We start from the raw sequence: 13,407 nt of genomic DNA, 5'->3' as shown, positions 1-13,407 counted from the left end.
TCTGTGGGACTAGCGCGGGCCGGTGACGGGGCGGTCGGCCAGGTCGGTGAGCGCCTGGGCCCAGCCGTCGAGCCGGTCGGCGGCCTCGCGCAGATCCGCGACGATGCCGTTGAACTGGTAGGCGACCACGGTGTCCTCGGGGACGGCGAGAATGCGTGCCGCCGCGGCGACGAGCTGTTCGTATTCCATGACACCGTGTTCCAGCCGCGCGAGCACCCCGTTGACGGTGACCTTCAGCGCGGCAACGGTATCGGGATTGGCCCGGCCGACGGTGTCGGCGGCCTGCTCCATCGCCACGATGTCGGTGGCCAGCGCGTGCAGGGCGGCCGCGCCGGAGCGGGCCGTCTCGAGCAGGTCGCGCAGTTCGTCCTCGGGCAGTCGGCGGGTGCGGGCGATCTGGGCGCCGAGCCCGTGCAACGCGCGTTCGGCGCGGATCAGGCGCTGGATCGGACCGCGGGCGACCGAGCGCAGGCCCGGCGTCTTGCGGGCGACGAAGGCCGCCTGCGGTAGCGGCTGACCGCGCAATTGCAGATACCGGCGCGCGCTCAACGCGGTCCCGGTCACGAAAGCGACCGCGCCACCACCGATCACGACGACCGCCCAGGCGGGCGCCGACACCACGGCCAGGCCGACCGCGCCGACGGTGGTGATGCCCGTGGCGGTGCCGAGCTGGAAGCTGCGCCGACGGGCGCGGCGCCTGCGGCGCAATTCCTTCTCGCGCGGATCGGCCCAGCGGCGCACCGCCACCATCGCCTGTTCACCGACCTCGCGCAGGGTAGCGGGCACCCCACCGGACACGGTGGGCCCCACCGGCGCCGCCGGATCGACGATCTCGGCTCGTTCGCGCCGTGTTCTCCCGCTCATCCCTCATCCTTTCGTCGCCACGGACCAGTGTCGCAGCAGACGACGACAAGTTGCCACCACCCGTACCGGGGACCAGGGCGGCGGCGCCCACCGGTTCGCGGCCGATCGCCGGTCGGGCTCCGTTGCGTCGCCGACGAACAGGCAAGCAACGGTGCCCGACCCGCGTTCGCGAACCCGCGTGGGCCGGTACTCCCTACTGCTGGGCGGCCTGGCCCTTGTTGATCTGCGGCGCCTGCGCGGGCTGCTGCTGCGCCGGATCGATCGCCGCGGCGTTGTTGCCGGTGGGCAGCGCGTCACCGCGCATCGAGGCGCGGATCTGCTCGAGCTTGCTGTGGCCCGCCATCTGGATGCTGGCCTGCTGGACCTCCATCATCCGGCCCTGCACCGTGTTCTGCGCCAGCTCGGCGGCACCGAGCGCATCGGCGTAGCGACGCTCGATCTTGTCGCGCACCGCGTCGAGGCTGGGCGTGGAACCGGGCGCGGACAGGGTGGAGTCCATCTGCTGCAGCGAGGCCGAGACCTGCTCCTGCATCTTGGCCTGCTCGAGCTGGCTGAGCAGCTTGGTGCGCTCGGCCACCTTCTGCTGCAGCATCATCGCGTTCTGCTCGACCGCCTTCTTGGCCTGCGCGGCGGCCTGCAGGGACTGGTCGTGCAGCACCTTGAGGTCTTCCACCGACTGCTCGGCGGTGACCAGCTGGGCGGCGAACGCCTCGGCGGCGTTGGTGTACTGGATCGCCTTCTCGGTGTCGCCCGCGGCGGCCGCCTGATCGGCCAGCGTGACGGCCTGCCGGGCGTTGGCGTTGAGCTTCTCGACCTCGTCGAGCTGGCGGTTCAGCTTCATCTCCAGCTGACGCTGGTTACCGATCACCGACGCTGCCTGCTGCGACAGCGCCTGGTGCTGACGCTGTGCCTCCTCGATAGCCTGCTGAATCTGGACCTTCGGATCCGCATGCTCCTCGATCTTGGAGTCGAAGAGGGCCATCATGTACTTCCAGGCCTTCACGAACGGATTAGCCATCGATTGATCCCGCCTCCATCTGTGCGTCGCTCGTGCGACTGGTGGTGCGCGACCGTCACGCACCAGATATGTGCTTATCCTTCACCATGCGGCACCCGGGCCGGTGCGACCGGCCCGATCGACGCCTGATGAGAATCTATCCGTTCTCACCAGCTGTGTGCAGCGTCTCGCGCGTCGGGCACGTGGTTCGCCGCGTCACATTCCCTTCACCAGTACCAGCATCTCGGCCCTTGGCGCCGGGATGACGATGCGGGTGTCCTCGGCGATGCCGATCCGGGCGCCCTGCTCGGCCGACGCGCTCGCCGTGGCGGCCTGCTCCGGCGCGGCGGCGGGTTCGGCTGCCGCCGGCTCGGCGGCGGTGGCCTCGCGCTCGGCGGCGGGGCCGGTCAGCGCGGGCTCGCGCGGCGCGGAGCCGTCGGCGCCGGCCATGATGGTGCTCACGTCCCACAGCACCCGCGACAGCGGCACGTCCAGTGCCTCGCAGATGGCGGCGAGCAGTTCACTGGAGGCTTCCTTGCGGCCGCGCTCCACTTCCGACAGATAGCCGAGGCTCACCCGCGCCGAGGTCGACACCTCGCGCAGCGTTCGATGCTGGGCGAGACGCGCACGCCGCAGACTGTCCCCGATTGCCTCCCGCAGCAGCGTCATCTCGTTCTCCTCCACCTCGTGTCACCGCCGTAGCGGTGCTCACCTCTTTCTGGCACAACGTCGAGCATCGGCCGGTGGTTCCCGGACGCGGCTAGTTCGTCGTCACACAGCGCAGCAACTCCCGCACCGCGCTGTGCACCGCACCGATCCTGATCGTCCACCGGTCGCCGTCGAGTTTCAACCGGACCACCTCACTGTGCCGTGGACCGGCCAATCCGAGGTATACCGTCCCGACCGGGTGCCCGTCCTGGGAATCGGGTCCGGCGACCCCGGTCAGGCCGACACCCCAGTCGGCGCCACAGCGCTGTCTGGCCCCCACGGCGAGCTGCTCGGCGGTCGACGCGGCCACCGGACCGTCGACCCGGAGGACGTCGTCGTCGACGCAGGCCAGATGGTTCTTCAGGTCGGTCGCGTACACGATCAGCCCACCCCGCAGCACCGCGCTGGCACCCGGCACCCCGGCCACGGTGGCGGCCAGCAGGCCCGCGGTCAGCGATTCGGCGGTGGCGACGGTCTGACCGGCCGCGGCCAAGGCCCCGACCAGCTCGGCGACCGGCGCGCCGCCGACGAGCGGATCGCTCACGAGCGGGACTCGCCGCGCGCGCGTCTCCCCGCCAGCCACAGGCGGGCCGCCTGGCCGACGTAGTCCAGGCCGGTGATCACCGTCAGCGCGACGGCCACGTACATCAGCACCATGCCCGCGGTGGCGAAGGCGCCCGAGAGCGGCAACAGCAGCAGCGCGATGGCGATCGACTGCACCAGTGTCTTGAGCTTGCCGCCGCGGCCCGCGGGGATCACCCCGTGCCGGACCACGACCAGCCGCAGCAGGGTGATACCGAGCTCGCGTCCCACGATGACCACGGTGATCCACCACGGCAGATCGCCCAGGATCGACAGCCCGATCAGCGCCGAACCGATCAGCGCCTTGTCCGCGATGGGGTCGGCCAGCTTGCCGAAATCGGTCACCAAACCGTATTTGCGGGCCAGTTGCCCGTCGAAGCGGTCGGTGATCGCCGCCAGCCCGAACACCGCGGCCGCGATGATCCGCCAGCGGGTGTCGTGCCCGCCCTCGGCGAACAGCGCCAGCACGAACAGCGGGACCAGCACGATGCGCGCGATGGTCAGTACGTTCGCGATATTGAGGACGGGAACCTGCGCCTCGGCGCGATCCGGCACCGCCCGCGGCGCCGTGGCCGCCTCCCACCCGCGGTCGATCTCTTCGGGTCGCACGCTCATGCCCCGCCCTCTCGGCACTCACCGGCACTGCGCCGAAATCCACCCGTTTCGCGCGCGGTTTGCTCGCGTGGGCAATGCCGTCCGATCCGGTCGTCGAGCCCGGCGCGATGCGGTGAGCGGAACGACAGGATGTGCGGCACATGTTCAGACTATCGGTAACCCGGCCGACTACTGTGCACCCCATGACCTCACGGGGACCACTGGGTGGTTCGACCAGCGACGCGCATCCCGCCGCGCCCACTGTGGCGCCTGTCTCCGGTGTGGTCGTGCGACGAGCCCGAACCTCGGACGTCCCCGAGATCAAGCGTCTGGTCGACGAGTACGCGGGCCGCATCCTGCTGGAGAAGAACCTGGTCACGCTGTACGAGTCGGTCCAGGAGTTCTGGGTGGCCGAACTCGACGGACAGGTCGTCGGCTGCGGCGCCCTGCACGTGCTGTGGGCCGATCTGGGCGAGGTGCGCACCGTCGCGGTCGATCCGGTGGTGAAGGGCCGCGGGGTCGGTGGCGCCGTCGTCGAGCGGCTGGTCGCGGTCGCGCGCGAGCTGCAGTTGCAGCGGCTGTTCGTGCTGACCTTCGAGGTGGACTTCTTCGGCAGGCACGGATTCGTCGAGATCGACGGCACGCCCGTCACCGCCGAGGTGTACGCCGAGATGTGCCGGTCCTACGACACCGGTGTCGCGGAGTTCCTCGACCTGAGCTACGTCAAGCCGAACACCCTCGGCAACACCCGCATGCTGCTGACCCTCTGAACATTCGCAAGTCCACCGCGAGAAAGCGACCGAGAAGTGCCGATCTTCGCCGTCCACTACACCTACACCGAGGCCACCGCGGCCGACCGGGCGACCAACCGCCCCGAGCATCGCGGGTGGCTCAACGCGCTCGTCGAGGTGGGCACGGTCCTCACCAGCGGCCCGTACCCGGACGGTACCGGCGCGCTGCTGATCTTCCGCGCCGCGGACGCGCAGGCGCTGACCACGCTGCTGACCGAGGACCCGTTCGCGAAGCTGGGCCTGATCGAAGCCGTGCGGGTCGTCGAATGGCAGCCGGTGATGGGCGCCTTCGCCGAGTGAGCGGCCGCTGACACAGCGCTGCCCGGAACCACGGTGGTTCCGGGCAGCGCGCGGTCAGGAGGAGGTGGTGCGACGGGTCTTGAGCAGACTCGCCACCGTGGCGATCACCAGGATGCCGATGATCACGCTCAGCGAGAACACGGTGGAGATCTCCGGCACGCTCACGTGCTCACCGCCGTTGATGAACGGCAGCGTGTTCTCGTGCAGCGCGTGCAGCACGAGCTTGACGCCGATGAACGCCAGGATGGCGGCCAGGCCGTAGGACAGGTACACCAGGCGGTCGAGCAGGCCGCCGATGAGGAAGTACAGCTGCCGCAGGCCCATCAGCGCGAAGGCGTTGGCCGTGAACACCAGGTAGGGCTGTTCGGTGAGGCCGTAGATGGCCGGAATCGAGTCCAGCGCGAAGAGCAGGTCGGCGAAGCCGATGGCCAGCAGCGCCAGCAGCAGCGGCGTCACCACACGTTTGCCGTCGATCCGGGTGACGAGCTTGTCGCCGTCGTACTGGTCGGTGGTGGGCAGGATCCGCTTGGCCAGCGCGACGATCCGGCTGTCGCGTTGCTGCTCGTGCTCGACCTCGTGTCCGCTCTCGCGCAGCAGGTTCACCGCGGTGTAGATCAGGAACGCGCCGAACAGGTAGAACACCCAGCTGAACGCGCTGATCGCGGCCGCGCCGACGGCGATGAAGATACCGCGCATCACCAGCGCCAGCACGATGCCGATCAACAGCACCTTCTGCTGGTAGATCCGCGGCACGGCGAAGGTGCTCATGATGATCAGGAAGATGAACAGGTTGTCCACCGAGAGCGCCTTCTCGGTGACGAAGCCCGCGTAGTACTCCCCGGCGTAGGTGCCGCCCCATTTCCAGGCGACGACCAGGCCGAACAGCAGCGCCAGGGTGATGTAGACGGCCGACCAGAAGCCCGATTCCTTGAAGGTCGGTTCGTGCGGTGTGCGCACATGGGCGAAGAAGTCGAAGACGAACAAGCCGAGGATCACCAGACCGGTGATCACCCACTCGAGCGTGGTCACCTGCATGTGGTGGTCCGATCGATGAAGTTCATGCCGTCCATCATGCCCGAAATGTCCGTTTCAGTCGGCTTTGCGGAATGCTTGCCCGCCATGATTTCACACACAGGCACGCTGACCTGCGCACGGGCCGGTGGGCGCGTCGGGAAAATCCGTTTCGCCGGGCGCCGACCGCTGCTACCGTCGACGCATCGTCACCCCATCGGTACCCCGAGAGGAGCTAGCCGTGAACGGATCCACCGCGAAGTACGAACGCCGTGTCGAGATGCACCGGCTACCCCTGGGTGCCGTGCTGCCGCAGCGCCTGTCGAGCGCACGCGGCGACTGCTGACCGGCATCGTCCGGCGCTGAGCCGCCAGGCACCCCTCCCCCACGCGCGAGCCGACCGCTCACGGTCCTGTCACGTACCCCTGCCCGCCGCAGCGCGGCCCGGAGCGATCAGTCATTCCCTCGTAGCCCAACTGGCAGAGGCACCGGTCTCAGGTACCGGCAAGTGCGAGTTCGACTCTCGCCGAGGGAACCGTTCACCACTCCCGGCTCACGCAGGTGCCGACGGGCTCTCATAAGGCCCGGACGCGCGGTTCGACTCCGCGGTGAGCCACGGTCCCTCCTCGTTCGTCGCCGACTACTCCCGGCACGGTCAGAGCAAACCAGTATCGCGCGCCGACCGGCGTGCGTTCGACCTACTCGTCCTCGGCGCCGCCGGGGTCGCCACCTCGAATCGACCACAGCAAGCCGTCCAGCTCGTCGGGCTTGATCAGCACGTCGCGCGCCTTCGAGCCCTCGCTGGGCCCGACGACGCCGCGCGTCTCCATCAGGTCCATCAACCGGCCCGCCTTGGCGAAGCCGACGCGCAGCTTGCGCTGCAGCATCGAGGTGGAACCGAACTGCGAGGTGACCACCAGTTCCACGGCCTGCAGCAGCACATCCATGTCGTCGCCGATGTCGGGATCGACGTCCTTGACCTCGCCTGCCTTGGCGGCGGTGACGCCCTCCTGGTACTCCGGTTCGGCCTGGGTCTTGCTGAACTCGACAACCGCGTGGATCTCCTCGTCGGAGATGAACGCGCCCTGCAGGCGGGTCGGCTTGCCCGCGCCCATCGGCAGGAACAGCCCGTCGCCCATGCCGATCAGCTTCTCCGCGCCGGGCTGATCCAGGATGACGCGCGAGTCGGTGAGCGAGGAGGTCGCGAAGGCCAGCCGCGAGGGCACGTTGGTCTTGATCAGGCCGGTGACCACGTCCACCGAGGGGCGCTGGGTCGCCAGCACCAGGTGGATACCGGCGGCGCGGGCCTTCTGGGTGATCCGCACGATCGCGTCCTCGACGTCGCGCGGCGCGGTCATCATCAGGTCGGCGAGCTCGTCGACGATGGCCAGGATGTAGGGATAGGGCCGGTACACCCGCTCGCTGCCCAGCGGCGCGGTGATCTGGCCCGACTTGACCTTCTTGTTGAAGTCGTCGATGTGGCGGACCTTGTTGGCCTGCATGTCCTGATAGCGCTGCTCCATCTCCTCGACCAGCCAGGCCAGCGCGGCGGCGGCCTTCTTCGGCTGGGTGATGATGGGCGTGATCAGGTGCGGAATACCCTCGTACGGCGTGAGTTCCACCATCTTCGGGTCGATCAGGATCATCCTGACCTCGTCCGGGGTGGCCCGGTGCAGCAGCGAGACCAGCATCGAGTTGACGAAGCTCGACTTACCGGAACCGGTGGAACCGGCCACCAGCAGGTGCGGCATCTTGGCCAGGTTCGCCGAGACGAACTCGCCCTCGATGTTCTTGCCGAGGCCGATCACCAGCGGATGATGGTCGTTGCGAGTGTGCGGCGACTTGAGCACGTCGGCCAGGCGCACCAGCTCGCGGTCGGAGTTGGGCACCTCGATGCCGACCGCGGACTTGCCGGGGATCGGCGCGAGCAGGCGCACGTTCTCGGTCGCGACCGCGTAGGCGAGGTTGCGGGCCAGCGCGGTGATCTTCTCGACCTTGACGCCGGGGCCCAGCTCCACCTCGTAGCGGGTGACCGTCGGGCCGCGCACGAAACCGGTGACCGCGGCGTCGATCTTGAACTGCACCAGCACCTCGGTGATCGCCTCGATCATCGATTCGTTGGCGGCCGAACGCTTCTTGGGCGGTTCGCCGTCGAGCAGCAGCGTCAGCGGCGGCAGCGTGTAGTCGCCGTCGACGACCCGGTCGGTGACGAACTCCGGTGCCGCGGGCGGCGGCGGGGTCTGGTCGACGACCTTGGCGGGCGGACGCTTGCGGGCCGGCTTGAGCGCGGGTTCGGGCGCGGGCGGTTCCTCGTCGAGCTGCAGTTGCTTCGCCTCGCGCAACGGCGGTTCGCCGAGCGATTCGGTGCGCGCGTCGGAGCCGCCGAATTCGTCGGTCGGGTAGTTGTCGTCGGGGGTCCGGCCACGACGACGGGTGCCGTTGCGGTGCAGCGGGAAACCGTCGTCGTCGTAGTTGGCCGGATCGTAGGGATCGTCGTCGTCGCCGTGTTCGCCGAGGCCGAAGTACTCCCGCAGCGCCGCGGGCACCTCGCGCACCGTCGTCCCGGTGAGCAGCAGGACGCCGAACACCATGGCCAGCAACAGGATCGGCAGTGCCAGCCAGGGCGTGAGGCCCTGCCCGAGCGGGCCGCCGATGGCATAGCCGAGGATGCCCGCCGCCCGCGAGCGCCCGTGCGCGTCGGTGGGTGACCCGGCGGCCAGGTGCCAGATGCCGAGCGCGGGCAGCACGACGAGCGATCCGCCCAGCACCAGCCGGGGCCGGATCTCCGGGTGCGGCTCGGTGCGCATGAGTACCACGGCGAGCGCGATGAACAGCAGCGGCGCCAATCCGCCCGCCGTCCCCGCGATGGCGCGCACGACGTCTTCCAGGAAACGGCCTACCGGGCCGCCCGCCGAGAGCCACATGGCGGCGGCGATGATCGCGCTCACCGCGATGAGCGCCAGGCCGATGCCGTCGCGCCGGTGCCCGTGCTCGATCTCGCCCGCCCGGCTCAGCGTGCGGGTGGTGGCGCCGACGCCGCGGGCCAGCATGGTCCAGCCGCTGCCGACGCCGCGCCCGATCACGGCCAGCGGCGCGGTGTTCGACGCGCGTTTGACGGGTCTGCGGGCGGGGGCGGTGCGCCCGCGTGGCGCCGCCGACGCTCGCGGTGTCGTGGAACGAGATCGCGGCGGCGGCGTCTGCCCCCGGCTCGATCCCGCCCGCGCCCGAGAGGTCGTGGTGCTGCGGGACTTACCTGCCATGACCATCAGGCTAGCCGCTCAGGCCCCGTCCGGACCATCCGCAACACTGGTCCCACCCCGGTTGCGACGCTGATCTCACCCGGAGTCGCAGGTCGCGGGGCCCCGGTCGGGACGGGGAGAACTCGGGCGCGACCGCGTTTCGCGGCCCGTGGCTTATCGAATCCTTGTCGAACCCCTGTAATTCGGCCGTTTCGGCGCCGGATCGCTGGCGCGCGCGACGATCGGGCCGTTACGTTGACTGCGCTCGATCGGGTCGATGACCCGCAGCTCGTGAAGGGGAAGCTACACGTGAAGAGAATGCTCACCAGCGTTGCCGTTTTCGGCGCGACGACCGCGGCCTTGGTCGCGGGGCACATCGCTCCGGCCAACGCGCAAGGGAGCTACTACGGCGCCATCGCGGTGTCGGTCAAACCGGGGGTCTACGGGTACGCCACCGACTACGGCAGCTATGCCGACGCGGAGGCGGGCGCGATGGCGGCCTGCCGCCGCGGTGGAGGCGGCGGCGGGTGCGATGTGAAGGTGTCCTACCGCAACGGCTGTGGCGCGATCGCGATCTCGCGCGGCTGGTGGAGCTACGGTTCCGCGTCGACCATCGGCGGCGCCAAACGCGAAGCGCTGAACAACAATCCGGGCAACGCCGCCATCAAGCACTGGAACTGCACCAGCGGTTACCAGCTCTAGCCCGTCCCGTCTCCGAACAGCATCTGGGGAGTTGCAGTGAACAACCGTCCAATGAAGACCGCCGCCGCCCTCGTCGCGATCGTCGCGGCCCTCGGGCTCAGCGCGTGCAGCAGCGATGCGAGCTCGTCGAGCGCGGGCGCGAGCAGCACGACCGCCGCGGGCGCCGGCTTCGAGTCGGGCAGCACCAAGCAGGGCAAGGAAGAGGGTGGCGATCTCGCCGTCACCACCCCACCCAACCTGCCCAAGCCGACCGCCGAGGAGCTCAACAGCCGGATCAACAAGGCGCTGGCGGGCAAGCTCACCGGTGACGAGAAGAAGACCTACATCGAGGACGCCGATCAGGATCCGATGCTGGTCGACAAGTTCGTCGACGCCGCGAACAAGAACAAGGTGACCGTCGCGATCACCGAGGTCGGCGAGCCCGCCGACGGCAAGCTCAAGGCCGACGCCGACGTCACCATCGACGGCAAGCCGGTGCAGGACGCCTTCGTCGACTTCGTCGCCGAGGACGATTCCTGGAAGGTCTCGCACACCTTCGCCTGCAACATCGTGAAGTCGGCGAAGCTCGACTCGGCGGCCTGCCAGGCCTGACCCACGAACGCAGAACCGCCGGGTGACGCTGTCACCCGGCGGTTCTCGTGTCCGGGGTGGATCAGACGCCGATGACCGTCGGCACGATCATCGGGCGGCGGCGGTAGGTGTCGGCGACCCAGCGGCCGACCACCCGGCGCACGCCCTGGGCGATGCGGTGGGTGTCGGTGATGCCCTCGCCGGCCAGCCGCAGCAGCTCGGACTCCACCAGCTCGTTCGCGCCGTTGAGCGCGGTCGGGTCGTCGGAGAAGCCGCGGCCGTTGAGCTCGGTGCTGACCGCCTTGCCGGTGGTCGAGTCGATGACGACGGTGATCGAGATGAAGCCGCCCTCGCCGAGGACCAGGCGGTCCGACAGGGTCGACTCGCCGACGTCGCCGACCGAGAGACCGTCGACGTAGACGTGCCCGACCGGCACCCGGCCGACGATGGAGGCGATGCCGTCGACCAAGTCGACCACCACGCCGTCCTCGGCCAGCACGACCCGCTCCTCCGGCACGCCGGTGGCCACCGCGAGCGCGGCGTTGGCGCGCAGGTGCCGCCACTCGCCGTGCACCGGCATGGCATTGGTCGGGCGCACCGCGTTGTACAGGTACAGCAGCTCACCGGCGGAGGCGTGCCCGGAGACGTGCACCTTCGCGTTCTGCTGGGTGATGACGGTGGCACCGAGCCGGGCCAGGCCGTTGACCACCGCGAACACCGAGTTCTCGTTGCCGGGGATCAGCGAGGAGGCCAGCACGATCAGGTCGTCGGCGCGGATGTTGATCTGGCGGTGGTCACCGCGCGCCATCCGGGCCAGCGCCGAGAGCGGCTCGCCCTGGGAACCGGTGGAGATCAGCACCAAGCGGTTGCCGGGCAGGTTCGCGGCCTGATCCATCTCGACGACCACGTTGTCGGGCACCGTCAGGTAGCCCAGGTCCTGCGCGATCTGCATGTTGCGCACCATCGAGCGGCCGACGAAGCAGACCTTGCGGTTGTACTTCTGCGCCACGTCGACGACCTGCTGGATGCGGTGCACATGGCTGGCGAAGGACGCGACGATGACGCGGTTGCGCGCCTTGCCGATGACGTTGTCGAGCACCCCGCCGATCTCGCGCTCGGGCGTGACGAAGCCGGGGACCTCGGCATTGGTGGAGTCGACCAGGAACAGGTCGACACCCTCGTCGCCGAGCCGGGAGAATCCGGCCAGGTCGGTCAGGCGGCCGTCGAGCGGCAGCTGGTCGAGCTTGATGTCACCGGTGTGCAGCACGACGCCGGCCTGGGTGCGGATGGCGACCGCGATGGCGTCGGGGATCGAGTGGTTGACCGCGAAGTACTCGCACTCGAACGGGCCGTGCACGGTGGTCTCGCCCTCGGCGACCTCCATGAGCTTGGGCTGCAGCCGGTGCTCACGGCACTTGGCGGCGACCAGCGCGAGGGTGAACTTCGCGCCGATCACGGGGATGTCGGGGCGGTTGCGCAGCAGGAACGGCACGGCGCCGATGTGGTCCTCGTGGCCGTGGGTGAGCACGATGGCGACGATGTCGTCCATCCGGTCCTCGATGGGCCGGAAGTCGGGCAGGATCAGGTCGACGCCGGGCTGCTGGTCCTCGGGGAACAGCACACCGCAGTCGACGATCAGCAGCTTGCCGTCGTACTCGAAGACGGTCATGTTGCGGCCGATTTCGCCGATGCCGCCGAGCGCGAACACCCGCAGGCCGTTCTTGGGCAGCTTGGGCGGGGTACCGAGGCGGTCCTGGGGCGCCTTCTCGCGCGGCTCGGCCACCGGCGCGGAACCGCGGCCACGGCCGCCGCCCTGCCTGCCACGGCCACCGCCGCGGGCCTGCTGCTGCGGGGCCTGCTCGGCGGCGGGCTTGCTCTTGGCACGGCGCGCGGAGGTCTTCTTCGGCGCGGTGACCTGCTCCTCGGCGACGCTGATCAGATCGGTGCCCACCTCGGCCTCGCCGACCAGGTTGGCCTCGGCGACGATCTCGGCGACCGGCTCGGGCACGGCCCGCTTCGGCGGCGCGACCGGCTCGACCGGGGTCGGCGTCGGTTCGGGCGCGCCCGCGGCGCGACTGGCGGACCGGCGGCGCGGCTTACGTGCGGTGGGTTCGGTCATTCCGACACCCCCGCGGCCTGCAGATCCAGCGCCAGCGCGTCGAGCTGCGCCTGCGTCGGCATCAGCTGGGGCAACCGGGGTTCACCCACATCGACACCGAGCAATCGAAGAGCTCCCTTGCACATCGCCACACCTCCCAGGCGGGTCATGGCCGCGAACAGCGGCAGCAGCGTCGCGTTGATCTCCCTGGCCCTGGCCACGTCACCGGCCGTGTAGGCCTGGTGGATCTCGCGCAGGCGCTCGGGCACGACGTGTCCGATCACGCTGATGAAGCCGGTGGCGCCGACCGAGAGCCAGGGCAGGTTGAGGCCGTCGTCACCGGAGTAGAAGTCCAGGCCGGTGGTCGCGATGAGGTCGGCACCGGAGACCAGGTCGCCCTTGGCGTCCTTGACCGCGACGATGTTCGGATGATCGGCGAGGCGGCGGATCGTGTCGATGGCGATCGGCACGATCGACCGCGGTGGAATGTCGTAGAGCGTCACCGGCAGCGCGGTGGCGTCGGCGACCGCGGTGAAGTGCGCGAGCAGGCCCTCCTGCGTGGGACGCGAGTAGTACGGCGTCACCACGAGCAGGCCGTGCGCGCCCGCGTTCTCGGCCGCGCGCGCCAGTTCGATGGAGTGCGCGGTGTCGTAGGTGCCCGCGCCCGCGATCACGGTGGCGCGGTCGCCGACCGCGTCGACGACGGCGCGCAGCAGCTCGGCCTTCTCGTGCTCGGTGGTGGTCGGCGACTCACCCGTGGTCCCCGAGATGGCCAGCAGGTCGACGCCGCGGTCCACCAGGCGTGCGGCCAGGGCCACACCGGCATCGACGTCGACCTTGCCCGCAGCGCTGAAGGGGGTCACCATCGCGACACCTACCGTGCCGGACGCGTGCAGCTCCGTTGGCGTCGATTCACCGTTCGTCATGGTCAGAAAGGCTACCCGGTCGCCG

General features: G+C 69.7%; 13 protein-coding genes and 1 tRNA gene. 5 read left to right on the top strand and 9 right to left on the bottom strand.

Annotated elements, in window-relative coordinates; translation table 11 throughout:
* Positions 1-9: 9 nt before the first annotated feature.
* From ACFYWJ_RS15385 to pgsA, 5 genes are all read right to left on the bottom strand, one after another.
* On the bottom strand, positions 10-864 hold the full coding sequence (locus ACFYWJ_RS15385) for a hypothetical protein (RefSeq protein ID WP_355277726.1): 855 nt from the start codon (positions 862-864) through the stop codon (positions 10-12).
* 193 nt (positions 865-1,057) lie between these two features.
* A complete protein-coding gene (locus tag ACFYWJ_RS15380; protein WP_355277728.1) occupies positions 1,058-1,882 on the bottom strand; it encodes a PspA/IM30 family protein in 825 nt (274 codons plus the stop codon).
* Positions 1,883-2,077: 195 nt separating this feature from the next.
* Complete coding sequence (locus tag ACFYWJ_RS15375) at positions 2,078-2,530, bottom strand: helix-turn-helix transcriptional regulator (RefSeq protein ID WP_355277730.1); 453 nt, start codon at positions 2,528-2,530, stop codon at positions 2,078-2,080.
* A 91-nt stretch (positions 2,531-2,621) separates the two neighbouring features.
* Positions 2,622-3,113, bottom strand: a complete 492-nt coding sequence (locus ACFYWJ_RS15370; protein WP_355277733.1) for a CinA family protein — start codon at positions 3,111-3,113, stop codon at positions 2,622-2,624.
* A complete protein-coding gene (pgsA, locus tag ACFYWJ_RS15365) occupies positions 3,110-3,766 on the bottom strand; it encodes a CDP-diacylglycerol--glycerol-3-phosphate 3-phosphatidyltransferase (protein ID WP_355277735.1) in 657 nt (218 codons plus the stop codon). The genes ACFYWJ_RS15370 and pgsA overlap by 4 nt, the downstream gene beginning before the upstream one ends.
* Positions 3,767-3,948: 182 nt before the next feature.
* Here pgsA and ACFYWJ_RS15360 point away from each other — a divergent pair, with 182 nt between their 5' ends.
* Together ACFYWJ_RS15360 and ACFYWJ_RS15355 are read left to right on the top strand one after the other, a co-directional pair.
* Positions 3,949-4,515 (top strand): amino-acid N-acetyltransferase, encoded by a 567-nt coding sequence (locus ACFYWJ_RS15360; protein ID WP_355277736.1) that lies wholly within the window; start codon positions 3,949-3,951, stop codon positions 4,513-4,515.
* Positions 4,516-4,551: 36 nt separating this feature from the next.
* Positions 4,552-4,836, top strand: coding sequence for a YciI family protein (locus ACFYWJ_RS15355; RefSeq protein ID WP_355277739.1), 285 nt, complete (start codon positions 4,552-4,554; stop codon positions 4,834-4,836).
* A 54-nt stretch (positions 4,837-4,890) separates the two neighbouring features.
* Here the strand turns inward: ACFYWJ_RS15355 and ACFYWJ_RS15350 are convergent, their stop codons facing one another.
* On the bottom strand, positions 4,891-5,871 hold the full coding sequence (locus tag ACFYWJ_RS15350; RefSeq protein ID WP_355277741.1) for a TerC family protein: 981 nt from the start codon (positions 5,869-5,871) through the stop codon (positions 4,891-4,893).
* Between the two features lie 437 nt (positions 5,872-6,308).
* Here ACFYWJ_RS15350 and ACFYWJ_RS15345 point away from each other — a divergent pair.
* Positions 6,309-6,382: transfer RNA gene (locus tag ACFYWJ_RS15345), tRNA-Leu, on the top strand.
* Between the two features lie 163 nt (positions 6,383-6,545).
* Here ACFYWJ_RS15345 and ACFYWJ_RS15340 read toward each other — a convergent pair.
* The gene (locus tag ACFYWJ_RS15340) at positions 6,546-9,107 is read right to left on the bottom strand and encodes a DNA translocase FtsK (protein ID WP_355277743.1); all 2,562 of its coding nucleotides are present in this window, start codon (positions 9,105-9,107) and stop codon (positions 6,546-6,548) included.
* A 297-nt stretch (positions 9,108-9,404) separates the two neighbouring features.
* Between ACFYWJ_RS15340 and ACFYWJ_RS15335 the strand changes: the two genes are divergently transcribed.
* Both ACFYWJ_RS15335 and ACFYWJ_RS15330 read left to right on the top strand, forming a co-directional pair.
* Positions 9,405-9,788 carry a DUF4189 domain-containing protein gene (locus ACFYWJ_RS15335; protein WP_355277746.1) on the top strand — a complete coding sequence of 128 codons (384 nt, stop codon included), beginning with the start codon at positions 9,405-9,407 and terminating at the stop codon, positions 9,786-9,788.
* Positions 9,789-9,824: 36 nt separating this feature from the next.
* Entirely contained in the window at positions 9,825-10,379 is a 555-nt protein-coding gene (locus tag ACFYWJ_RS15330; RefSeq protein WP_355277748.1) for a hypothetical protein, read from the top strand.
* A gap of 61 nt (positions 10,380-10,440) precedes the next feature.
* Here ACFYWJ_RS15330 and ACFYWJ_RS15325 read toward each other — a convergent pair whose 3' ends face one another.
* Positions 10,441-12,477, bottom strand: coding sequence for a ribonuclease J (locus ACFYWJ_RS15325; RefSeq protein WP_355277751.1), 2,037 nt, complete (start codon positions 12,475-12,477; stop codon positions 10,441-10,443).
* Positions 12,474-13,382: a 4-hydroxy-tetrahydrodipicolinate synthase gene (gene dapA, locus ACFYWJ_RS15320; RefSeq protein WP_355277753.1), complete on the bottom strand. Its 909-nt coding sequence runs from the start codon at positions 13,380-13,382 to the stop codon at positions 12,474-12,476. The genes ACFYWJ_RS15325 and dapA overlap by 4 nt, the downstream gene beginning before the upstream one ends.
* Between the last annotated feature and the right edge of the window lie 25 nt (positions 13,383-13,407).

Source organism: Nocardia sp. NPDC003269 (assembly GCF_042888005.1).
In the GTDB taxonomy this organism is placed as follows: Bacteria; Actinomycetota; Actinomycetes; order Mycobacteriales; family Mycobacteriaceae; genus Nocardia.
Note: the sequence above shows the minus strand (reverse complement) of the source record. Positions and strands in the feature narration are given on the sequence as shown.